The sequence below is a fragment of the Microbacterium sp. CBA3102 genome, assembly GCF_007954505.1.
Classification (GTDB): Bacteria; Actinomycetota; Actinomycetes; order Actinomycetales; family Microbacteriaceae; genus Microbacterium; species Microbacterium aurugineum.
On the sequence record NZ_CP042412.1, the window covers coordinates 691314 to 714197 of the forward strand.

Annotated in this window: 21 protein-coding genes and 1 pseudogene; 11 read left to right on the plus strand and 11 right to left on the minus strand. The window is 68.5% G+C overall.

The window, feature by feature from the left end:
- Positions 1-5: 5 nt before the first annotated feature.
- Together FGL91_RS03405 and FGL91_RS03410 are read right to left on the minus strand one after the other, a co-directional pair.
- Entirely contained in the window at positions 6-1673 is a 1668-nt protein-coding gene (locus tag FGL91_RS03405) for an amidohydrolase (protein ID WP_153243082.1), read from the minus strand.
- Entirely contained in the window at positions 1670-3007 is a 1338-nt protein-coding gene (locus tag FGL91_RS03410; RefSeq protein ID WP_153243083.1) for an MFS transporter, read from the minus strand. The genes FGL91_RS03405 and FGL91_RS03410 overlap by 4 nt, the downstream gene beginning before the upstream one ends.
- Before the next feature lie 221 nt (positions 3008-3228).
- On the opposite strand from FGL91_RS03410, the gene FGL91_RS03415 reads away from it, so the two are divergent.
- Together FGL91_RS03415 and FGL91_RS03420 are read left to right on the plus strand one after the other, a co-directional pair.
- Entirely contained in the window at positions 3229-4125 is an 897-nt protein-coding gene (locus FGL91_RS03415) for an Lrp/AsnC family transcriptional regulator (protein ID WP_153243084.1), read from the plus strand.
- A 145-nt stretch (positions 4126-4270) separates the two neighbouring features.
- Positions 4271-5677: an MFS transporter gene (locus tag FGL91_RS03420; RefSeq protein ID WP_153243085.1), complete on the plus strand. Its 1407-nt coding sequence runs from the start codon at positions 4271-4273 to the stop codon at positions 5675-5677.
- Positions 5678-5837: 160 nt separating this feature from the next.
- Here the strand turns inward: FGL91_RS03420 and FGL91_RS19010 are convergent, their stop codons facing one another.
- On the minus strand, positions 5838-6410 hold the full coding sequence (locus tag FGL91_RS19010) for a MarR family winged helix-turn-helix transcriptional regulator (protein WP_227991835.1): 573 nt from the start codon (positions 6408-6410) through the stop codon (positions 5838-5840).
- A 103-nt stretch (positions 6411-6513) separates the two neighbouring features.
- Here FGL91_RS19010 and FGL91_RS03430 point away from each other — a divergent pair, with 103 nt between their 5' ends.
- Entirely contained in the window at positions 6514-7197 is a 684-nt protein-coding gene (locus tag FGL91_RS03430) for a hypothetical protein (RefSeq protein ID WP_153243086.1), read from the plus strand.
- A 97-nt stretch (positions 7198-7294) separates the two neighbouring features.
- Here FGL91_RS03430 and FGL91_RS03435 read toward each other — a convergent pair whose 3' ends face one another.
- A complete protein-coding gene (locus FGL91_RS03435) occupies positions 7295-7939 on the minus strand; it encodes a TetR/AcrR family transcriptional regulator (RefSeq protein WP_153243087.1) in 645 nt (214 codons plus the stop codon).
- A 72-nt stretch (positions 7940-8011) separates the two neighbouring features.
- On the opposite strand from FGL91_RS03435, the gene FGL91_RS03440 reads away from it, so the two are divergent.
- Positions 8012-9073, plus strand: a complete 1062-nt coding sequence (locus FGL91_RS03440) for an alpha/beta hydrolase family protein (protein WP_153243088.1) — start codon at positions 8012-8014, stop codon at positions 9071-9073.
- 23 nt (positions 9074-9096) lie between these two features.
- Here FGL91_RS03440 and FGL91_RS19015 read toward each other — a convergent pair.
- Positions 9097-10197: pseudogene (locus FGL91_RS19015) on the minus strand (MFS transporter); the annotation flags it as partial.
- Positions 10198-10343: 146 nt separating this feature from the next.
- Between FGL91_RS19015 and FGL91_RS03450 the strand changes: the two are divergent.
- Together FGL91_RS03450 and FGL91_RS03455 are read left to right on the plus strand one after the other, a co-directional pair.
- Positions 10344-10706 carry a winged helix-turn-helix transcriptional regulator gene (locus FGL91_RS03450; protein ID WP_052193813.1) on the plus strand — a complete coding sequence of 121 codons (363 nt, stop codon included), beginning with the start codon at positions 10344-10346 and terminating at the stop codon, positions 10704-10706.
- Positions 10703-11017 carry an NIPSNAP family protein gene (locus FGL91_RS03455; RefSeq protein WP_153243090.1) on the plus strand — a complete coding sequence of 105 codons (315 nt, stop codon included), beginning with the start codon at positions 10703-10705 and terminating at the stop codon, positions 11015-11017. Before FGL91_RS03450 ends, FGL91_RS03455 begins: the two co-directional genes overlap by 4 nt.
- 48 nt (positions 11018-11065) lie before the next feature.
- On the opposite strand, the gene soxR is transcribed toward FGL91_RS03455, so the two are convergent.
- Positions 11066-11506 (minus strand): redox-sensitive transcriptional activator SoxR, encoded by a 441-nt coding sequence (gene soxR / locus FGL91_RS03460; RefSeq protein ID WP_047524236.1) that lies wholly within the window; start codon positions 11504-11506, stop codon positions 11066-11068.
- A 115-nt stretch (positions 11507-11621) separates the two neighbouring features.
- Between soxR and FGL91_RS03465 the strand changes: the two genes are divergently transcribed.
- The 3 genes from FGL91_RS03465 (at position 11622) to FGL91_RS03475 (ending at position 14582) form a co-directional block, all read left to right on the plus strand.
- Positions 11622-13058, plus strand: a complete 1437-nt coding sequence (locus FGL91_RS03465; protein ID WP_153243091.1) for an MFS transporter — start codon at positions 11622-11624, stop codon at positions 13056-13058.
- Positions 13055-13465 carry a hypothetical protein gene (locus tag FGL91_RS03470; RefSeq protein WP_131493648.1) on the plus strand — a complete coding sequence of 137 codons (411 nt, stop codon included), beginning with the start codon at positions 13055-13057 and terminating at the stop codon, positions 13463-13465. Before FGL91_RS03465 ends, FGL91_RS03470 begins: the two co-directional genes overlap by 4 nt.
- 85 nt (positions 13466-13550) lie before the next feature.
- Complete coding sequence (locus FGL91_RS03475) at positions 13551-14582, plus strand: FUSC family protein (protein ID WP_153243092.1); 1032 nt, start codon at positions 13551-13553, stop codon at positions 14580-14582.
- A gap of 2 nt (positions 14583-14584) precedes the next feature.
- On the opposite strand, the gene FGL91_RS03480 is transcribed toward FGL91_RS03475, so the two are convergent.
- The 5 genes from FGL91_RS03480 to FGL91_RS03500 form a co-directional block, all read right to left on the minus strand.
- Complete coding sequence (locus FGL91_RS03480) at positions 14585-14968, minus strand: hypothetical protein (protein ID WP_153243093.1); 384 nt, start codon at positions 14966-14968, stop codon at positions 14585-14587.
- An 80-nt stretch (positions 14969-15048) separates the two neighbouring features.
- Positions 15049-16425, minus strand: coding sequence for an aldehyde dehydrogenase family protein (locus FGL91_RS03485; protein ID WP_153243094.1), 1377 nt, complete (start codon positions 16423-16425; stop codon positions 15049-15051).
- A gap of 52 nt (positions 16426-16477) precedes the next feature.
- Positions 16478-17392 (minus strand): carbohydrate ABC transporter permease, encoded by a 915-nt coding sequence (locus FGL91_RS03490; protein ID WP_153243095.1) that lies wholly within the window; start codon positions 17390-17392, stop codon positions 16478-16480.
- A 9-nt stretch (positions 17393-17401) separates the two neighbouring features.
- On the minus strand, positions 17402-18286 hold the full coding sequence (locus FGL91_RS03495; RefSeq protein ID WP_153243096.1) for a carbohydrate ABC transporter permease: 885 nt from the start codon (positions 18284-18286) through the stop codon (positions 17402-17404).
- A gap of 66 nt (positions 18287-18352) precedes the next feature.
- Positions 18353-19630 carry an ABC transporter substrate-binding protein gene (locus FGL91_RS03500; protein ID WP_194239300.1) on the minus strand — a complete coding sequence of 426 codons (1278 nt, stop codon included), beginning with the start codon at positions 19628-19630 and terminating at the stop codon, positions 18353-18355.
- Positions 19631-19836: 206 nt separating this feature from the next.
- On the opposite strand from FGL91_RS03500, the gene FGL91_RS03505 reads away from it, so the two are divergent.
- Positions 19837-20874 carry a Gfo/Idh/MocA family protein gene (locus FGL91_RS03505; protein WP_153243098.1) on the plus strand — a complete coding sequence of 346 codons (1038 nt, stop codon included), beginning with the start codon at positions 19837-19839 and terminating at the stop codon, positions 20872-20874.
- A gap of 38 nt (positions 20875-20912) precedes the next feature.
- The gene (locus FGL91_RS03510) at positions 20913-22859 is read left to right on the plus strand and encodes a primary-amine oxidase (RefSeq protein ID WP_153243099.1); all 1947 of its coding nucleotides are present in this window, start codon (positions 20913-20915) and stop codon (positions 22857-22859) included.
- The last annotated feature ends 25 nt before the right edge of the window (positions 22860-22884 follow it).

Here is a 22884-nt window from a genome sequence, read left to right on the forward strand (position 1 = left end):
CATCCTCACACCCGGTGACGACGAACGCCGTCGACCCAGGTCTCGCGCACGGTGATCGCCGAGATCTCCTCGGCCGGAACGGACAGCGGATCGCCGGACAGCACCGCGAAGTCGGCGTACTTCCCGACTTCGAGGGAGCCCAGATCGTCTTCGCGGCCGATCGACGCGGCACCCTCGATCGTGTGGGCGCGCAGGGCGGCGAGCGCGGAGATCCGCAGGTCATCCGGTCCGAGCGTGTGTCCGCGCCGGGTGACGCGGGTGACGGCGGTCTGGATGGCCTCGAGCGGGATCGGCTCCGCGACCGGCGCATCCGAGGAGATCGTGATCGGCACGCCGGCCCGTTCGAACTCCCCGAGCGGGTTGAAGCGCTCACCCGGGGTGCCGATCGCCTCCTCGACGCCCTCACCCCAGTTGAAGTAGTGCTGCGTCTGGTTGACCGGACGGATACCCGAGGCCGCCATCCGCTCGATCTGCTCGGGAGTCGGCAGACCGCAGTGCTCGATGCGGTGCCGGGCATCGGCATCCGGATGCTCGGCGAGCGCGGACTCGATCGCCGACACGACCATCTCGATCGCGGTGGGGGACTGCGCGTGCGTGGCCGTCTGCAGGCCCGCGGCGTGCGCCTTGCGGATAAGCCCGGCGTACTCGGCAGGCTCGTGGTACAACTGCCCGGTGCGGCAGGGGTCACCCACGTAGCCATCCGGGAAGTACGCGGTCCAGCCGCCCAGCGTCCCGTCGGCGTAGAACTTGATGCCCGCGAAGCTCAGGTGCGCGTTGCCGAACTGACCGACGAGCCCCATCTCGAGCGCCTCATCGAGCAGGTGCGACAGCAGGTACATCGACACCCGCAGCTCGAGGCGCCCGGCCTCGGCGAGACGCAGGTACATGTCGAACTCGCGGCGCGTGACCTGGCAGTCGCCGATCGAGGTGACACCGCCGGCGAGGAAGCGCTGCGTCGCGGCATCCAGCTGGCGCAGGTGCTCCTCCGGTTCATCCGCGAGGTGGAAGTTCGGACCGTGGTGGCCGATCTTCACGCCGTGCACGCCCGTGAGGATGTTGCAGGCGGCGTCCGACAGCTCACCCGTCAGCTCGCCCTCCGCATCGCGGAAGAACTCGCCGCCGTCGGGGTTCGGGGTGTCCCGGTCCACGCCGCCCGCCTGCAGGGTGTACGAGTTCACGACGCCGCCGTGGCCGGAGGCGTTCATGAGGTACACCTCGCGATCGCTCGCGACCTCATCGAGCTCGAAGCGGGTGGGGTGCCGCTTCTCCGCCAGGTTCCGCTGCTCGTAGCCGTAGCCGCGGACCGGCCGTCCTGCGGGCAGGTCGGCGGCCGCCGCCTTCAGCAGTGCCACGATCTCGGGGATGCTGCCGGCCTTCTCGGGTCCGCAGTCGACCCAGGTCATCATCTGCCCGAACATGAGCGGATGCGCGTGGGCGTCGACGAACCCGGGGACCACGACCGCGTCACCGAGGTCGATGCGCTCTGGGGAGAGCCCCGCCCGTTCGACCGCCGCCTCGCACTCCGCGGGGGTGCCGATCGCGAGGATCCGTCCCCGGTCGGTCAGCATGGCCGTGGCCGTGGTGGCTGCGGCATCCGCGGTGTGGATCGCCTGCGCCGTCAGGAGGACGGGTGTCTCCTGCGCGGAGCGGTCGAAGGGGGTGAGCTTTCTCATGGCAGCCTGTTCGCGGTCGTGTCGGTGCGGGCGGTGAAGGAGGCGGTGACGGGGGCCTCGTCGGAGTGCTGCGGCGCGAGACGCGTGCAGACACCGGCGATGAGGGCCATACCGATGAACATCGCGATGACCGACCAGATGCTGCCCGTCCAGGCGATGAGCTGGGTCGCGAACCACGGGGAGAACCCGGCCCAGACCGCCGCGCCGACGCCGTAGGACAGCGCGATCGAGGTGTAGCGGGCCTGCGGACGGAACATCTGCGAGAGCAGGGCGGCGATCGGCGCGTAGGTGGCGCTCATCGCGATGCGCACCAGGGAGGCGAACAGGAAGATGAGCGGTTCGACTCGGCCGGGCAGGATCAGCAGGAACGGCACGAAGGTGAGCACCGAGGTGAGCAGGCCCAGGTACATGACGTTCTTCCGGCCCCACTTGTCACCCAGCCAGGCGACGGGAAGTGTCACCACGAACTCCACGAAGGAGGCGATCGTCATGGCGTCGAGGATGACCTGCTCGCTGATCGCGACCGTGTCGCCGGTGGCGTACGCCGTGGCGAAGGTGGTGGCCAGGTAGTAGCCGCCGGTCGAGATGGGCAGGATGCCGATGCCGAGGAGGATCGGACGCCAGCTGGTGCGCAGCGCGAAGGCGAGCGGCATCGACTGCTTGCGGCCCTCGATCTTCGCCTCGAAGACCGGGGACTCCTCGACGCGGTAGCGCACCCAGAACCCCACGCCGACCAGCACGATCGAGAGCAGGAAGGGGATGCGCCATCCGCCGTTGATGATGAAGTCGTCGCCCATGCGCGTCATGATCGCGAAGATTCCCGACGCCAGCAGCGCGCCGGCCGGGTTGCCGAGCTGCGTGAAGCCGCCGTAGAAGGTCTTGGACTTCTCGGGGGCGTGCTCGACGCTCATGAGCACCGCGCCGCCCCACTCGCCGCCGACCGCGAGGCCCTGCACCGCACGGAGCAGGATCAGGAGGATCGGGGCGAGGATGCCGATGTTCTCGTACGTCGGCAGGCAGCCCACGAGCACCGTGGCCGCGCCCATCATCAGCAGCGTGATGACGAGCGACACCCGGCGTCCGAGCTTGTCGCCGATGTGGCCGAAGATGATGCCGCCGAGGGGGCGGACGAGGAAGGCGACCGCGAAGGTCGCGAAGGCCGCTGCGGTCTCGGCGAGTCGGTCGCCGCTCGGGAAGAAGAGCGGACCGAAGACGAGCGCCGCGGCGGTCGCGTAGACGTAGAAGTCGTACCACTCGATCGTGGTGCCGACGAAGGCGGCGATGCCGGCGCGTCGTGCCCGGCTGTGGGTACCGGTGCTGGGTGTGGAGGTCATGAGGGTGCCCGCTCCTTTGCGGAAGATGTCGGATAGCGAAGGATGCTACGGACGTGCGGAGCCGTCGGCAAGGTCAGAACTCCAGCGAGAATGAGTATTCACTGGATTTCTGATCATGAAAACATGCAATGTTTCTCTTCTCGACAGCACAAGCGCTTCTAGACTGAATAAGCGCGCGGCGATCCGTGCGTTCGCGGGAATCTGACGAATCGAGGGCGACCATGGATTTCGACGCCGAACTCATCCGCGCGCTGCAGGAAGACGGTCGTGCCAGCATCCTCTCACTCGCCGAAAGGCTCGGACAGTCGCGGGCGGCGGTCGCGGCGCGGTTGCGGACGATGCTCGCCGACCGCACGGTCCGGGTCGTCGCGGCCGTCGATCCGGTCTTCCTCGGGCAGCACGTGCTCGCCCACGTCTCCCTCCGCACCGACGGCACGGTCGAACACGTCGCCGAGCACCTGCGCGACATGAGCGAGACCGTGCTGGTCTCGGCGGTCGGGGGCTCGCACGACGTGGTCACCGAGGTGCGCGTCGGGTCGATGTCGGAGCTGCACGATCTGCTCGCGCTCATCCGTGCGATCGACGGCGTGCACGACATCAGCACCATCATCTACTCGACCGTGATCAAGGGCTTCTTCGTCTCCGAGTACCACGGTGACGTCACCCTCGACATGATCGACGAAGCCCTGATCGAGCGACTCCAGGCGGACGGACGGGAGAGTTTCCGCGCTCTGGGTGAGGAAGTGCGCCTCTCCCCCTCGGCCGTCGCCACCCGGGTGCAGCGACTGATCGACGCCGGGGTCATCAAGATCAGCGCGGTCGAGGCACGCGGGCTCGCGCACCGGCAGCTGTCGATGGGAGTCGGGATGACGCTCGGAGACGACGACGGGGCCGTGATCGACGAGCTCCGGCGCGGACGCGGGGTGGACTTCGCCGCACGAACGCTCGGGCGGTTCGATGCGGTGGCGACGCTGGTCGAGCCCTCGGCCGGTGCGCTGTATGCGAGCCTCGAACGCCTGCGCGCGCTGCCCGGCGTCACGCGGATCGAAGCCTGGCTCCACCTGGCGGTCCTGAAGGAGGACTACGCCCGCACGCTCCGCCCCCTCCGTACGGACTGAGCCCCCTCCGCGCGGCCCCCGCACCGGTGCGGGCTCGAAAACGCGCCGCTGCGGGCCGTCGGAGGCGCACTTCTGATCCCGCACCGGGCGTGTCGACGCGGCGCGCCGTCACCGGACGTTCACCGGAGGCCGCCAGACTTCCCCCATGAGCGAACCCGAATCTCGCCCTGGCGTCCCCGAGCCCGCAGCGACCGCCAACAGTGGTGCCGTCGCCGTCGTCGGCCTCGATCTGCGCGGCGAGACCCCCGCCCCCAGGAAGCAGGTCTACTCGTGGGCGCTGTGGGACTGGGCGACGCAACCGTTCAACACCGTCATCCTCACGTTCGTCTTCACCGCGCTCTACCTGGTCAGCGAGTCCTTCCTCCCCGCCGACATCGCGGCATTGAGCGAAGACGATCCGGCCCGGCTCGCGGCGGAGGCGGACCTCGCATCCGGGCTCGGCCTCGGATCCACCATCGCGGCCTTCGGCATCCTGCTCCTCGCGCCGGTGCTCGGACAGCGCGCCGATGCCGCCGGTCGGCAGAAGCTCTGGCTCGGGATCGGCACCGGCGCCCTGATCCTGTGCATGCTGGGACTGTGGTTCGTGGAGCCGGCCCCGAGTCTGTTCTGGCTGGGCGTCGCGCTCATCTCGGCGGCGACCGTGTTCCAGGAGATCGCGGCGGTGAACTCCAACGCGATGCTCATCGGCATCGCCACCCCTCGGAACGTCGGCCGCATCTCGGGTCTCGGATGGGGCTTCGGCTATCTCGGCGGCATCATCGCGCTGGTGATCGTCGTGGTGCTGGACACCTTCGACTGGTTCGGGATGTCCACCGACAACGGACTCGCCTACCGGTTGATCGCGGTCGGCTGCGCGGTGTGGGCGATCATCTTCAGCATCCCGATCTTCCTCAATGTGCCGGAGCCCTCGCTCGGACGCCCGGAGCGCAAGGTCGGCTTCTTCGCCTCCTACCCCCTCCTGGTCAAGGACGTCGCCGGGCTCTACCGCAACGAGGAGACCCGGCCCACCTTCTGGTATCTGCTGGCGAGCGCGGTGTTCCGTGACGGACTCGGCGGCGTCTTCGCCTTCGGTGCGATCATCGGGACGGCCGTCTTCAACTTCGGCACGCAGGACATCATCATCTTCGGCATCGCGGCGAACCTGATCGCCGGAGTCTCGACCATCGCCGCAGGGCGACTCGACGATCGACTCGGACCGAAGCGGATCATCCTCGCCTCGATCGGCTCGATGATCGTCGCGGGCCTCGCGGTGTTCTTCCTGCGGGACGCCGGGTCGATGGTCTTCTGGGTCGGCGGCCTCATCCTGTGCGCATTCGTCGGACCGGCTCAGGCAGCGGCCCGGTCGTTCCTGGCCAGGGTCACCCCGGCCGGCCGCGAGGGCGAGATCTTCGGCCTGTACGCCACGACGGGCCGCGCGGCGAGCTGGATGGCCTCCGGCGCCTGGACCCTGCTGATCGTGCTGACGAGTCAGACCGCCTTCGGCATCCTGGGCATCGTGATCGTGCTGCTCGCCGGCTTCCTCCTGCTGCTGCCGGTGAAGGCGCCGCGCTGACGGAAGGCTCCCTGTTCACAACTCCGGAGAAACGGGCCGAAACCACACCTTCAGGGGCGTTCAGACGGCGGGGCGCCGATTTCTTCCTGAGTTGTGCACGGATCGTCGGTCAGGATCGTCGGTCGGGACCGTCGGTCAGGTTCGCGTCGGCCTGACCGGCTCAGCGCTGCCAGTTGTCGGCGAGCTTTGTGAGCAGCCGGGCGAGTTCGACGCGCTCCTCGTCGGTGAATGAGGTGAGCGCGGTCGTCAGCATCTCGCGACGCTCACCACGCATGCCGCGGGCGAGGCGGCGGCCTTCGTCGGTCAGTGCGATACGCGTGCGCCGCGCGTCGTCGGGGTCGGCCTCGCGGCGCACATAGCCGCGCTCGACGCCTTGCTGGACGAGCCGTGACGCTCGCGGCTGATCGACGCCGATCGCGGCACCGAGGTCGCTCACGCTGAGAGGAGTCGCCGCCGCGGCCAGCGCCTCGAGCATCCGCATGCGTGCAGGACCACCGAGGCGCCCTGACGGGTCGGCCATCCACGGCGGCATGCCCGGATGGCCGCGGTGGTGATCGAAGTGGTCGTGCACGTCGTCGCCGTGAGTCCCCTGCGGCCCGCCGTGCCGACCGTGGGGACCGCCTCTCCCGCCGTGCCCCCGATCGCCCGGACGACGCCCTCGTAGGCGGGACAGCGCCTGCGCGATGGCTTCGGCCGGATCCGATTCCGCGGGTTCGTTCTTGTCGGTGGTCACCCTCCGATTTTACATGCGACTTGACATGCATCGTTACTGCATGTCACACTACATGCACATGCACTGTGACATACACATGCACCCCGACAATGAAGGACTTTCCATGAACACCTCTGAATCACAGAACCCTGAAAACACCAGCCGCCCCTTCGGCTACTGGCTGAAGGCCGCCGACCGCCTCATGGCGGCCGAGTTCGCCACCGCCTTCGACCGCGAGCACGCGAACCGCCGCGACTGGCGGATGCTCAATGCCGTCGACGGCACCGTCGCCCCGGATCGCCCACTCAAGGCGCACAAGCTGCGTGACCTGATCGAGCGCGGCTGGATCGCCGCCGACGGCGAGGACTGGACGCTCACCGACGAAGGCCGCGCGGCGAAGGATCGCCTCGGCACCATCGTCGACGAGATCCGCGCGAAGGTCGCCGACGCCGTATCCCCCGAGGACATGGCCACCACCCTCGCGTCGCTGGAGAAGATCGCGCGCGCGTTCGGCTGGGACGAGGAGACCCCTCTGCCCCGCGGACGTCGGCACGGCTTCGGCAGCCCCCGGCATGGTCGCGGAGCCCGGCACGGCTTCGGACGCCCGTTCCGCCGGGGCTTCGGCCCGGGCATGGACGCCGAGTACGGATGCCGTCACGACGACGGCCACGGCGAACGGCACGCTCACGCGCAGAGCCACGGACACGGACACGGACACGGACACGGCCACCCTCGCGCCGGACGGATGGCGCAGCACGCGTTCGAACGCGGCTTCGAGGCGGGCTTCACCCGCGGTCGCGACGCCTGACGCTCCGGCCACCATCGACGAGACGCCTCATCCGACAGCGGGTGAGGCGTCTCGTGCGCCTGGGGTCGGCGTCCGAGGTCGGCGCCTGGGGTCGGCGTCAGAGGTCGAGGAGCGCCACCGCGGACTCCGCCGCGCCGGCAGCACGGAGGCGAGCGCGGATCGCGGCGGCCGCGATCGCGTAGGGGCGCTCATCGTCCATCAGCAGCGAGCGCGCATTGGCCTCCTCGTTCAAAGCGACCAGTTCGAAGGCGAGAACCTCCGCGTCGGCATCGATCTCCCCCACGGCGACCGCGTGGCGGATCTGAGCTTCGAGGTAGCCGTACCAGTCGACCAGTGCCGCACGCACCGCATCGCTCACGGGTCCGGACTTCGAGTCGACGTCGGCTGCCGTGGCGGCGAAGAAGCACCCACCGGCGAAGACCCGTTCCTTCGAGTACGCGAGGGAGTTGCGCAGCAGCGCGGCGAGGCGGTGAACACCCCGCGGATGCTCCCGGGCGGGCTCGACGATCTGCGCGGTGAAGATCTCCCGCGCGGCCTCGACCGTGGCGAGCTGCAGGCCCTCCTTGCTCCGGAAGAGCGTGGCGATGCTGCTCTTGCTCGACCCGGAGGCTTCGGCGAGCCGGCCGATGGTCAGCCCGTCGAGTCCTTCGACGGAGGCGAGATCGGTCGCACTGTCCAGCACGATGCGGCGCGAGGCATCACCACGCGCTCGCCGTCCGTCCTGCACCGCATGAATCGACATGCCTCTAGTATACGAACGATCGTTCGCCTAGTATACGTATGATCGTTCGTATTGTTTGGCGAAGGAGTCCCCATGCCGTCCCTCCCCGCACTGCTCACCCGCACCATCCATGCCGCCGCCCGCGTCTCGCCCACGTTCGCGGGCGACCTCGCCTACCGCCTCTTCTTCACCACCTCCCCGCGGATGCCGGTGCGCGAGGCCGATGCCCCGACACTCGACGACGCGCGCCGCGGGACCCTGCACGTGCGAGGCATCGAGGTGTCCACCTACGAGTGGGGCGGCGGCCCTCGCGCGGTGCTGCTCCTGCACGGATGGCGCGGCCGAGCCTCACAGTTCACCCCGCTCGTGCGCGAAATGGTCGCGGAGGGGTTCCGTGTGATCGCGTTCGACGCACCCGCGCACGGCACCTCCGGCGGCGGTCGCACCGATGTGCGTGACTGGGTGGACGCCGCCGAGCAGCTGCACGCCGTGCACGGACCCTTCGCCGCAATCGTCGGGCACTCGTTCGGCGCCTTCGCCGCCGTGACCGTGGCCCGATCGACCGTGCCGACCGGCGCCGTCGCCGCGATCGCCGGTGCGGCTGGCCCCGACGCCTTCCTCGCGGAGTTCGCGAGAGAGCTCCGCCTCGATCCCGCGACGACCGCGAGGCTCACGGAGCGATTCCATCGGCGGCTCGGTCTGGACCGGGCCACGGTCTCGGCGCGCTACGACGCCGCGCGGCATCCGCTTCCGAGAGAGACCGCACTGCTGGTCGTGCACGACCGCGATGACCGACGGATGCCGGATACCGACTCCCTGCGTCTGCACGAGGCCCACGGCGAGCGCTCCCGCCTGCTCCGCACCGAAGGGCTCGGCCACACCCGCGTGCTGTCGGCGGATGCGACCCTCGATGCGGTCGTCGCACTGGTGACGGGCGGGCTCGAGGCCGTCGATGCCCTCGGGTCGATCGCACCGGATGAGACTCAGGCCCGTCGACGGACTCCGCGCCGCACCACCGGAAGAACCGCGGCCGCCACGACCACGACGGCGGCCACGAGCACTGCCACGACGAAGCCGCCGGTGACGAGGACGGCGGCGATGGTGCCGAACGCCGCGATCCCGAGCCCACCTCCGAGCGCGAATCCGATTTCCTGAATCGCGCCCACCTGTCCGGCCTGGTCCTCGGTCGTCGCCTCGAACAGCGCCGTCGCGGCGAGTGTCGCACCGACGCCGAACCCGAGGCCGACGAGCACGAGCGGGATCGCCACGACGGCCGGGTCGAGCGCGAGCCACCCCAGCCCCACGGCCTGCAGGACGAGCGCCAGCACCGTGAGGGAGTTCGCCGACAGCACGCGCAGCGCCAGCGGCGCCAGCACGCCCCCGATCGCGATGGCCGCGGCCTGGGGCAGCAGGGCGATGCCCGCCTCGGCCGCACTCTGCCCGCGGGTGTCCTGCAGGTGCAGACTCACCAACAGCACGGAGGCCGCCGACGCACCGCTGCTCACGACGATGCGGATGATCGCAGGGCTGAAGCCCGGGATCCGGAAGAGTCCCATGTCGATGAGCGGATCGCGGAGCCGACGCTGCCGACGCACGAAGAAGATCAGGCTCGACGTCGCGATGAGGGCCGCGATCCCGGCCGAGAAGGGCGCGGCGAGGGCCTCGTGGAGCGCGAAGACGAGAGCGCCGAGCGCGAGGATCGAGGACAGGATGCTCAGCACATCCCAGGAGGGCAGCAGGGCACTGCGTGAGTCCGGAACGAGCCACAGGGCCAGCACTCCGGCGATCACCGCGAGCGGAACGCTGCCCAGCATCAGCCAGCGCCATCCCGGCCCCTCGGCCAGCAGCCCACCGAGCACCGGACCGAGTGCGCTTCCCGTGCCGAACGTCGCCGTCCACAACCCGTAGGCGAGGACACGCTCGCGCGCCTGGAACTTGGCACCGATCGTCGAGACCACTCCCGCGACCACGAAGGCCTCCGCGACCCCCAGCAGAGCACGGACGACGATGAGCAGCAGGCCGCTCGTGGCCATCCCACCCACGGCGTTGAGTGCGGCGAAGGCCGCCAAGCCGATCAGGACGATGCTCTTGCGTCCGAACGCGTCACCGATCCGGGAGGCGAGGATCAGTGTCGCCGCCAGGGAGAGGGCGTACACGTCGACGAGCCAGAGCCCCTCGATGTCGGTCAGTCCCAGGTCGCCCCGGATCGCAGGGAGGGCGGTGGAGACACTGCTGATCGCGAGAGCGCCGATGAGGATCCCGAGCAGGAGCGGGACCATCGCGAGCCAGAGGCGGACGGACGAACGGGACGGAACACGGATGGGGGTTGTGGTCACACCCTCAGTCTGCAAAGGTACACACAGGAGCCACAAGTACGGTCATTTCTGATACGTACTGACATTTTGGATACTGTGGAGGCCGATAGGTGAGAGAGAAGACGGAACGGATCGTCCGCGAGTGGACCGAATCGTGCGATGCCGAAGTGTCGATCGCGGTGCTCGGGGGCGCCTGGAAGCCCAGCATCCTCACCCTCCTCGGCGAACATGAGGTGCTTCGCTTCGGCGAGCTCGGACGGCTGCTGCAGGATCCGACCCCGCGCGTGCTCACGCGTCAACTGCGCGAGCTCGAGGCCGACGGCCTCATCACCCGGACCGTCTACCGCCAGGTGCCACCGAAGGTCGAATATCGACTGAGTGAACTGGGTGCGAGCGCCGGGCAGCTGCTGACCGAGCTCACCCGCTGGGGGACGCTCTACGCAGGACGACAGCGCACGGCGGTGGACGCATGATCACGTGTGTCGTGACGTACACGATCGATCCGAAGAAGATCGACGCCTTCGAGTCGTTCGCGCGCGCATGGATCGAGCTCATGGGACGCCACGGGGGTGTCCACCACGGCTACTTCCTCCCGTCCGAGGGAGCGAGCGACGAGGCCCTCGCCCTGTTCACCTTCCCCTCCTTCGCCGACTACGAGGTGTACCGGGCGAGGTTCGGGGTCGATCCGGAGTTCATCGAGGCCGACCGCATCCGGGATGAGAGCGGCTGCGTGCTGCGCTACGAGCGCACGTTCATGCGCCCCCTGCTGCCCTCCGACCTCTGACGTCCGGGCCCTGACATCCGGGCTCTGACGTCAGGCCTCTGACGAGGTTCAGATCCGGCGCGGGCCCGGACCGTCGTCGGCGAGCGCATCCTCGGGGTTCAGCAACCGGCAGGCCTTGAGCGACAGGCACCCGCAGCCGATGCAGCCGGTGATCTCGCGACGGAGGTGCTCGAGCTGGGTGCGACGGATGTCGAGCTGCTCACGCCACAGCCTTGCGACCCGCTGCCAGTCCCGCTGAGAGGGCGACTCATCGGCAGGCAGGCTCTGGAAGACCTCGTGCACATCGGTGAGGGGGATACCGAGGCGTTTCGCGACCACGATCAACGAGATCCGCCGCAGCATGTGCCGCCGGTATCGGCGTTGATTCCCTGCGGTCCGGGTCGACGAGATCAGCCCCAGTTGCTCGTAGAAGTGCAGGGATGTCGCCGGGACGCCGGTGCGCCGGACGACCTCGCCGATGGCGAGCAGATCGTCGGGTTCCAAAGACATCGCCGCCTCCTCTTGACCTCGAGTTTACTCGAGGTATTAGCGTGACGATCGGCCGCCGAGAACCGGCGCCGACGGGCGAGACCAGCGCCCGCTCCGACGCCACGAAGGGCAGCCGATGACTCAGACACCGCACCGCACGCACCCCGCCGGAAGCTGGCGCGAACTACTCGGCAGCCGCTACGCGCCGATCGCCTCCGTGCTCGCGGGAGGCGTGCTCCTCGAGGCGAGCAACGTCTATCTCACGACGAGCCTGCTCCCCACGATCGTCGGAGACATCGGTGGCGCGGAGTTCTACGCCTGGACGATGACGACCTTCCTGCTGGCTTCCGTGGTCAGCTCGATGATGGTCAGCCGGATCCTCACGCAGCGGGGTGCGGTGCAGGCCTACCTGTGGGCACTCGGCCTGTTCGGACTCGGCTCGCTGCTCTGCGCCGCGAGTCCGTGGATGTGGGCACTGCTCGGCGGTCGGGCCGTGCAGGGCCTCGGCGGCGGCCTGCTCGCCGGACTCGGCTATGCACTCATCCAGCGCACCCTCCCCGAGCGCCTCTGGGCACGGGCCGCCGCCCTCGTGTCGGCCATGTGGGGCGTCGGCAACATCGTCGGCCCGGTGGTGGGAGGCGTCTTCGCGCAGCTGGACGCCTGGCGCGTGACGTTCATCGGATTGGCCGTCGTCTCGGCACTGATCGGCATCGTCGTCGTGCGCGCCCTGCCGCAGACCACTCGGATGCGATCGAGCGAGTCCGTCCCGTGGACATCCCTCGTCCTCCTCGCCGGTGGCGTCGCCGCCGTGGGTGTCGCGAGCATCGTCCCCGCCGGTTTCGGCACGGGAGTCGCCATCGTCGTCGGTGTCGTCCTCGGTGCGTGGTTCCTTCGTCACGAGCGGCGAGGGGGCAACGGCATCCTGCCGCGCGTCACGTTCGCCGCGGGGTCCTCGCTCGGATGGGTGTACATCACCGTCGCCGTCCTGGCCTTCGCGATCGGCACCGAGGCGTTCATCCCGTTGTTCGGGCAGGAGATCGGCGGGCTGATGCCCTTCGTGGCCGGCCTGCTCGGCGCCGCGCTCTCACTCGGGTGGTCGGTCACGCAGGTGTTCACGGCCAACGCCACCGGCGTCCGCTCCCGTCGCCTGCTCATCACCATCGGCCCGGTGACGGTCGCCGCCGGCCTCACCGGCTACGGACTCCTCCAGCACGAGGGCCCGTCCGCGCTCGTCATCGCGCTCTGGTTCGCCACTCTCTTCCTCGCCGGTGCCGGCATCGGCCTGGGATTCCCCCATCTGACCGTCGCCGCGCTCGGCAGCACGCCCGGCGAGGAGGAAGGCGCCAAGGCGGCCGCAGCCGTGAACACGGTCTTCATCATCGCGAGCGCGTTCAGTGCGGCGATGGCCGGGGTGCTCGTCAACCTCGCGATGCCCGACGTCGTCGACGCCGCCCGACTCCTGATGCTGGTCTTCGCCGGAGTCACCCTTCTCGGCGCGTTCGTCGCCAGAGGGGCGAGCTGGGGCATCGGCGAAGACACCAACACCAACACCAACGAAATGGAAACGCCGTGATCCCCTTCGGACCCCAGCTCATCGGCCAGACGGAGAAGGCGCTGAGCGCGCTCCTGCAGACCGTCCTCACCCCTCACGACCTCAGCGAACGCGAGTGGATCTCGCTGAGGCTCACCGCACAGTTCGACGGCGCCGGGGAGCTCGACGCCTTCCTGGCCGATCGTCTCCCCGCCACGGAGGTCGGACCGATCCTCACGGACCTGCGCCACCGTGGACTCCTCGCCGGCTCCGCGCTCACTCCGACGGGCGAGGCACGGGTCGCCGAGATCGGCCGGGAGATCGCAGACCTGACAGGGCCCCTGTGGGCGGACCTCGACCCGCACGAGACCGACGCCGCGGCCGCGGTCCTGAACCGCGTCCTCGACAAGGCACGCCTCCTGCTCCTGCGGGGCGCCACGGCGGGCTGAGCCCTTCGGCACACCCGGAGCCGGAGTCGGCGCCGGAGCCGGAGTCGGCGCCGGAGCGGTTCGGCATCGGACGTAGGCTGGATCGGTGGCGGAATCCCGGGGAAGAGTATGGACCGGCGTCCTCCGCGTCGAACCGCACCGCGGTGATCACCGAGTGGCGCTCCGCGCGGCGATCAGCGTGGCGGCGCCGTTGCTCGTGCTGTGGATGCTGGGCCGCCTCGACCTGAGCATCTACGCGAGCTTCGGCGCCTTCGCCGCGCTGTACGGGCGCCATGACGTGTTCCGCGATCGCATTCGGATGCAGGCGAGCGCCGGGGGCATCATCCTCGCCTCGATGCTCGTCGGCACCGCCCTGTCGGTTCTCGCCGTCCCCGCCCCGGTCAGCATCCTCGTCGTCGCCGTCATCGCCTCCGCCGTCACCCTGCTCGCGTACACGATGCGGTGGCACCCGCCGGGGCCGCTGTTCCCGGTGTTCGCGGTCGGGGCGTGCGCGACCATCCCGGCCACGATCGCCTCGTTCGGCGATGTGCTGTTGGTCGGCGGACCGAGCGTCCTGTTCGGACTCGCGATCACCGCGCTCATCGGGGTCTTCACGCGCCGCACGGACGACGTGCCGCCGAAGACCCTGCAGCCCGTGGGCCCGATCGCCCGAGAGATGGCCCTGTCGGTCGGCGTCGCCATCATCGGGGCAGGCTTCGCCGGGCTGCTGATCATGGACTCGCACTGGTACTGGGCGGCCGTCGGCGCAGTCGCCGCCGTCAGCGGGCCGCAACTCAACGCCCGCGTGATCCGCGGTATCCAGCGTCTGCTCGGGACGCTGCTCGGCGTGCTCGTCGCGGCCGGGATCCTCGTCTTCGACCTGCCGCCGCTCGCGGTCATCGCCCTCGTGGTGCTGCTGCAGGCCGCCGCCGAACTCTTCGTCGGACGCAACTACGGCATCGCGATGGTGTTCATCACCCCGCTCGCGCTGCTCATGGTGCACCTCGCCGCGCCGACGCCCGTCGACGTGCTCCTGCAGGATCGCGCGATCGAGACGATCATCGGGGTGACCGTCGGCACGCTCGTCGCCGTCACTTCGGCCGCGCTGCGCCGGCGACCGGTCAGGAAGAGCGTCTGACCTCAGGCATGTGCGCTCGTCATGAGCAGCATCCCGGCCAGCATGAGGAGACACCACCAGAAGCCGAATCTCTCGACGTGGTCCGCACGTGCGCTGCACGCCCGCAGCAGCAGCCATCCACCGAGCACGGCAAAGCCGAGGATCACGACGAGTACCGGCGCGCCGAACGCCCGCCCATGCGCATGGCCGGCGAAGCCGAGCGCCAGGTAGGGGACTGCCATGAGGAGACCCATCGCGAACGGGTCGCCGACGGCCCCGGGCGGCAACCGGCGGCGTCGAGCACGCGCGCCGGAGAGCGCAGCCCAGAAGAAGAACGCGAACATTGCACCGATACCCGCCAACGAGGTGTGTCCCTGCGCAGCGACGGGCACCATGAGCAGGACCATGGCTCCCGCCGCCGTGATATGAGCACCAAGGGTCAGACAGTCACTCCGACCTCGCGCTCGCCGGGGGCGGACGGGGCGACTCAGGCCGTCCACACCGTCTTGGCGTTCACGAACTCGCGGATGCCGAAGGAACCGAGCTCGCGGCCGTAGCCCGAGTCCTTGACCCCGCCGAACGGCAGTCCGAAGAACGAGGCGGAGTTGCCGTTCGCGAACACGCTGCCGAACTCCAACTCGGCCTGCAGCCGGGCGATCTCGTCGGGATCGGCCGACCACACGCCAGCGGCGAGCCCGAAGTCGGAGTCGTTCGCGGCCGCGATCGCCTCGTCGATCGATGTCACCTTGTACACGCACGCGACGGGTCCGAAGCACTCCTCGCGGAAGATGCGCATCTCGGGGGTGACCTCCGTGAGCACGGTCGCCGGGTAGAACCAGCCGGGGCCGTCGGGCAGCTCGCCGCCGACGCGCACCGTGACACCCTTGGCCACGGCATCCGCCACCAGTTCGTGTGCGTCCGCGCGCACCTGCGCGGTGGCCATGGGCCCGAATCCGGTGCCCTCGGCGAGCGGGTCGCCGTACGTGGTGGCCGCCATGTGCGCGACGAAGGCCTCGAGCCACTCGTCGTACACGTCGGCGTGCACGAAGAACCGCTTGGCGCAGATGCACGACTGGCCGCTGTTCTGCGTGCGCGATGCCGCGGCGAACTGCGCCGAGCGTGCGACGTCGGCCGACGGCATGACCACGAACGCGTCGGTTCCGCCGAGCTCCAGCACGCTCTTCTTGATGTTGCGTCCCGCCGCAGCGGCGACCGCGGCCCCCGCCCCGACCGAACCCGTGAGGGTGACGGCGCGGATGCGCCGGTCGTCGATCAGCGCCGAGGCTGCGGCACCCTCGATCAGCAGGGTCTGGAACGCTCCCTCCGGGAAGCCGGCGCGCTGGAACAGCTCGCCCAAGTAAAGGGCGGTCTGGGGCACGCTCGAAGCGTGCTTGAGGAGTCCGGTGTTGCCGGCCATGAGGGCCGGGGCTGCGAAGCGGATCACCTGCCAGAACGGATAGTTCCACGGCATCACCGCCAGCACGGTGCCCAGCGGCTGGAACACCACGCTCGCGGCCGATGCTCCGACAGACGCCGCGGGCACGGGCTCTTCCGGCGCGAGGTATCCCTCGGCGTGCTCGGCGTACCAGCGCATGCCGTTGGCCGACTTGGTCACCTCGTACTTCGCGGTGCCGATGGTCTTCCCCATCTCGAGCACGGCGAGGGTTGCCGCGTGCTCGAGGTCGGCGTCGAGCAGGTCGGCAGCGCGACGCATCCACTCCGCGCGCTGCACGAAGGTCGTCTTCGCCATCAGGGCGTTGGCGGCATCCGCTTTCGCCAGGATCTCCTCCACCTGTGCGGGCGTGTGGGCGGCGAACTCCCGCACCATCTCGCCCGTCGTCGGGTCGATCGTCGCAATGGTCATGAGCACTCCTCGTGGATCAGGGCTGTGTGGTTCAGGGGTGGGGTCGGGGCGATCACTTGCCATACCCCTTCGTGAGTCCGGCGATGTACTGCCGGGAGAAGACGGCGAACAGGATCACGAGCGGCACCGCGCCGAGCGTGAGCGAGGCGAGCAGGGCCGGGTAGTCGTTCTGGAACTGCCCGACGAACTGCTGCACGCCGAGCGTGACCGTCTGGTTCTGCTTGTTGGGCGCGAGGATCAACGGGAACCACAGGTCGTTCCACACCGGGAGCATCGTGATCGACGCGACCGCGGCAATGCCGACCCGTACGATCGGCAGGGTGATGCCGAGCGTGCGCCACTCCCCTGCCCCGTCGATGCGCGCGGCCTCCTTGAGTTCGTTCGGCACGGCCCGGAAGTAGGTGGTCATCAGGGCGATCGCAAGCGGCAGCTGCATCGCCGTGTAGACCAGGATGAGTGCGGTCAGCGTGTCCATGAGACCCCACGACGTCATGATCTTGATCAGCGGAACCGTGCCGAGACGGATCGGCAGCATGATTCCCACGACGAAGAACCCGGCCAGCACCGGCGTGATCGGCACCTTGTACTCAACGAGCGCCCACGCCGCAAGGGTGCCCAGCACGATCGTGAGCACGATCGTGGCGAGCGTGACGATCAGGCTGTTCTGGTAATTGAGCAGGAAGTTCCCTCGGGTGAACACGTTGATGTAGCCCTGCAGGTTGAACGTCTCGGCGTCGGGCAGGGCGAACGGAGCGCCGAAGATGCCCTGCGTCGTCTTGAACGAATTCATCAGGACGATCAGGATCGGCACGACCGAGAACAGTCCCATCGCGATCAGCAGCAGATGCACGCCCCCTCCGGAGAGGACGTCGGCCAGACGGCGGGGGCGACGGCGGCGCACGGGGATGGCTTCGGGGAGCGGACGGTTGCTCGGGGCGGCTGGAGCGGGGCGGGTGTCGATGGACATCGTGGTCTCCTAGAGCTCGTAGGTCTTCAGGCGGCGCTGCACGAGCCAGAAGTACGCGGCGGTGGTCACCAGGATGAGGAGGAAGATCACCGATGCGACGGTGGCCCCCAGGTCGAGGTCGGCGACCTGCCCGCTGGACCCGAAGAACGATCGGTAGAAGAAGGTGCCGAGGATGTCGGTGGAGTAGTTCGGCCCGGGAGCCGAGCCGTTCAGGGCGTAGACGATGTCGAAGCCGTTGAAGGTCCAGATGTACGTGAGGATCACGATCAATCCGAACTGGGGCGCGATGAGCGGAAACTTGATGCGCCAGAATGCGGTCCAGGACCCTGCCCCGTCGATGCGGGAGGCCTCGATCACATCATCCGGGATCGCGAGGAGAGCCGTGTAGAGGAAGATCATCGGGATGCCGATGTACTGCCAGACCGACATGAGCGAGATGGTCGGCAGCGCGGTCGCCTCGGTGCCCAGCAACGGGAACTCGACCAGTCCCCACAGCGGGTTGATGATGAGACGCCAGATGAAGCCGACGATCACGACCGAGAGCGTCGCGGGGATGAAGAGCAGGGTGCGATAGACGCCGACCGAGCGGCGCAGCCGCCCCGAGGTGAGCAAGGCCGCCATGAGCAGACCGATCGGCAACTCGACGAGCAGGTGGATGAGGAAGAACTCGACGTTGTTGCCGAGTGCGTTCCAGAACCGCGCACTCGTCGTCGGATTGGTGAACAGGTCGACGTAGTTGGCCGTACCGACGAAGGCGCTGGTCTGCCCGCTCGACTCGAAGAAGCTGAGCACGACCGAGCTGATCAGCGGGTAGACCGAGAAAGCCACGTAGACCAGGAGGGCGGGCAGCACGAACATCGCCAGCAGGCGGTATCGGGCGGGTGTGCGAATCATGCGACGTCTTTCGGTCGGCGCGCGATGGTGCGGCCGGGGGCGGAGTGCGCCGCCCCCGGCCGGACCTCACTGCGCGGGCGTGTACCAGGAGTCGAGGCCGGCCTGCAGCTCGGCTGTCGCCTCCTCGGGGCTGAGCCCGCTGTTGTACATGAGTTGCGCGACACGCCAGATCTCGTCGTCGAGCGGCGGCTGTCCTGCACTCAGACGGTCGAGCGCGAGACGAGAGGTGAGCTCGGCTCCCTCCTTCAGGTCGGCGAACTCCTGCGCCAGCGCGTTGTCGTACTTGACGGGTTCACCGCCCATCGAGAAGAAGCCGGGCAGCTTGTTGACGTACAGTTGCTGGAACTCGCTCGTGCCGAGCCACTCCAGGAACTCGGTCGCGGCCTCCTTCTGCGTGCTGGCGGCGTTCAGACCGAAGGCCATGTCGGCCATCTCCTGCTGGTAACGCTGGTCGCCCTTGGCTGCGGGCGGCGCCCCGAAGACGCCGACGTCGAGACCGGTCGAAGTGACCTGGGAAATCTGCCAAGAGCCGTCGGGCAGGATCGCCGCCTTGCCGAGCGTGAACAGCTGCGTCATATCTTCATACGAGATCGACTCGAAGCCGTTCGGCAGGTAGCCCTTGAAGGAGTCGAAGATGCGGAAGCCCTCGACGAAGTCGGGGTCGGTCAGCCTCTGCGTGCCGTCGATGAGTCCGAGCCGGCCCTCTTCGCCCTTCCAGGCGTTGGGTCCGACCTGGTACAGCATGTTGTACGCGAGCTGCCAGCCGTCGGCACTGCCCAGAGCGAGCGGCGCGTACTGTCCGTCCTCCTTGATCGCGTCGAGCACCTCGAGGAACTCCTCCTGCGTCTGCGGCACCTCGAGCCCCAGCTCATCGAAGATCGCGGCGTTGTAGTAGAAGCCGGCGAGGACGGAGGCGACGGGCACGCAGTACGGCGTACCGTCGTCGCCCTCCCAGGCGGCGAGCGCGGATTCGGGGAACGAGCCGATCGCGTCGAGCCCGTCGAGTGGCTCGAAATAGCCCTTGTCGATCCATGCCCGGTTGACGTCGAAGGGGCGGCACATGATCACGTCTGGACCGGTGCCGCCGTCGATCTGCGACTGGATCGCGGCGTTGTAGTCGTTCGTATCGATGGGCGCGTACTCGACTGTGATACCGGGGTGGCTGGCCTCGAACGCGGGGATGATGTCGTTCTCCCACATCGTGGCGTCTTCCGTGCGCCAGGTGCCGAGCGTGAGGGTGACCGAGTCGGGATCGTCACCGCTGCCCGCCGCGCATCCGGCAAGACCGAGGGCGAGCGTGGTGACGGCGAGGGCGGCGAGTGGTGCTGTGGCAGAACGCATCATGACCTTCTCTCTGAGCGGACGCGCGGTCTCGGGAGGACCTGCCACACCATTGCGGCGGCGCGCGGTGCTGGTCAGCATATATAGGTCTCAATGCGGTAGCAAGAGGTATCTACATAATTCAATGATTGTCCTTACTATCTCCGTTCTGCTAGACATTGATAAGACAAGTGGTATCTTGTGGACAACAACTCTCGAAGGAGGCCCCCGTGATTCGTGTCGGCATCCTCGGCTCCGGGTTCATCGCTGACTCGTACGCCGACTCCCTGCTCGACGTGCGCGACGGCGTGCTCGCTGCGAACTTCTCCCGCGACGCCGAACGCGGCGCTGACTTCGCCGCCCGCTGGAACAGCCCGCAGACCTACACCGACATCGCAGAGCTCTGCGCGAACCCCGACATCGACGTCGTCGTGGTCGCCCTGCCGAACGAGGCCCATGTCGACGCGGTCCGCATCGCAGCGGCCGCCGGCAAGGGCATCATCTGCACCAAGCCGCTCGCGCGCACAGGAGCGGAGGCCGCCGAGATTCTGCGCATCGTCGAGGAGGCCGGCGTCTGGCACGGCTACGCCGAGAGCTCGGTGTTCTCCCCCAACGTGGCCAAGGCGCACGAGATGGCCAAGGCCGGGGGCATCGGCGAGCTGCTCACCATGCGTGCCCGCGAAGCACACTCCGGTCCGCACGCCCCGCACTTCTGGGATGCCGAAACCGCCGGCGGAGGCGCCCTGCTCGACATGGGCTGCCACACCGTCGAGTCGGCCAGGCACTTCTTCGGCAAGGACAACCCTGTCACCGAGGTGTTCGCATGGGGGTCGACGCTGGTCCACACCGATAAGACCACTGGCGAGGACACCGCCGTCGCCCTGCTCAAGTTCGCCAAAGGACAGCTCGCGATCATCGAGTCGTCTTGGGCGGAGAAGGGCGGAATGCAGCTGCGGCACGAGTTCAGCGGCACCGAGGGCCGCCTCGTCACCGACACGTCCGTGACCCCGGTGTGGGGATTCCTCGGACGCCCGACCGGCTATCTGGTCGAGAAGGCCGACTCCGAGACCGGATGGGTGCACCCCGTCCCCGAAGAGACGCGCGCCTACGGCTTCTCGCAGCAGATGCGCCACTTCATCGACCACTACGCGGCAGGCACGACGCCGATGGAGACGTTCGAAGACGGATGGATCGTCAACTGCATCCTCGACGCCTGCTACCGGGCCATGCGCTCGGGTACCTGGGAACCCGTGCGCCTCGAGCGCTGAGCATCCCACCCCCGACGCCAGATAAGGAGACCGGACGAATGACGAACACACTGCCAGCCGGCGCCAACGCGCTGCTTGCGACCCTCACTGCCGAGGAGATCGTCGCCAACCGCGCAGCCCTCGAGGCCGCGGGGATCGCGACCTCGAACACGCACTACTCCTACATGGGCCTGATCGCGCCGGACAAGCGCCGCGTGCTCACGGGAGAGTCGCTCCCCCGACTCGTTCGGAGCTTCCTGATCGACATGACCACCGGCGTCTCGCACGACGTCGTGGTCGATCCGGCTTCGGGCAGCGTCGTGTCGTCGCGCGAGCTCGACCCCGCCGTCGACGGCGCCGTACCCGTGGTGCTCCGCGAATTCGGCTACGTCGAAGAGGTCGTGCACAAGGACGAGCGCTGGATCGCCGCGATGGCCAAGCGAGGACTGACCGATCTGAGTCAGCTGCGCGTCAACCCGCTCTCGGCCGGGGTGCTCGCCGACCACGAGAGCGGGCGCCGCATCCAGCGCTGCTTCACGTTCGTGCAGCGCACGCCGGACGACCTCGGATGGGCCCACCCTGTGGACGGCGTGACCGTGATGGTCGACGTCGTGACGGGCGAAGTGCTCGACGTGATCGACTACGTCGACCTCCCCGTGCCGCAGGAAGACGGCAACTACCACCTGGAGTCGTGGCGCGGCCCCGACCGCGAAGGGCTCAAGCCCATCGCCATCTCCCAGCCGGAGGGCCCCAGCTTCACGATCGACGAGAATGGCGTGCTCGACTGGGCCGGCTGGCGCCTGCAGGTCGGCTTCGACCAGCGCGAAGGCCTGGTTCTGCATGACGTGTCGATCGCCGACGGTGATGTGCAGCGCTCGGTGCTCTACCGCGCCTCGATCGCCGAGATGGTCGTGCCCTACGGCGACCCCAGCCCACAGCGCTGGTTCCAGAACTTCTTCGACGGCGGCGAGTACCTCTTCGGCGGCTTCGCGAACTCCCTCGAGCTGGGTTGCGACTGCGTCGGCGACATCACCTACCTGGATGCCGTCGTCGCAGGCAACGACGGAGACGCCCGCGTGGTGCGCCAGGCGATCTGCATCCACGAGGAGGATGCAGGTGTGCTCTGGAAGCACTCCGACAACTGGAACGGCTCTTCAGAGACCCGACGCAACCGTCGACTCGTCGTGAGCTTCTTCATGACCGTGGGTAACTACGACTACGGCTTCTACTGGTACTTCGGCCTCGACGGCACGATCGAGTTCGAGGTCAAGGCCACCGGCATCGTCTTCACGTCCGCCTACCCGGGCAAGGGCTACCCGTTCGCGACCGAAGTGGCCCCCGGCCTCGGCGCCCCGAACCACCAGCACCTGTTCAGCGCGCGCCTCGACGTCGCCGTCGACGGCCTCACGAACGCCGTCGACGAGATCGAGGCAGCCGCTGTGCCGCGCGGGCCGGAGAACCCGCACGGCACCGGATTCACGCAGAAGATCACCCGACTGCGCACCGAGTCGGAAGCGCAGCGCGTCGCGGACAACCTCACGGGACGAGTGTGGTTCGTCGGCAACACCGAGGTGCAGAACCGCCTCGGTGAGCCGGTCGGCTGGGTGCTCTACCCCGAGGGTAAGCCGCTGCTGCTCGCCGATGCCGACTCCGACATCCACAGGCGCGCCACCTTCACGACCAAGCACCTGTGGGTCACGGCCTACGAGCCCGACGAGCTGTACCCGGCAGGAGACTTCGTGAACCTGCATCCGGGTGGCGCCGGCATCCCGCAGTGGGTCGCGGCGGATCGACCCGTCGACGGCACCGACATCGTGCTGTGGCACACGTTCGGGCTCACGCATTTCCCGCGCATCGAGGACTGGCCGATCATGCCGGTCGACACCGCCGGGTTCGTGCTCAAACCGCACGGGTTCTTCGGGCGCAACCCTTCCCTCGACATCCCCGGTACCGCCGATCACTGCGCGCCATCGGCGGACCACCACGACCACCACGCCGGGCATTGACCCGACGAGCACGAGCACAAGGAAC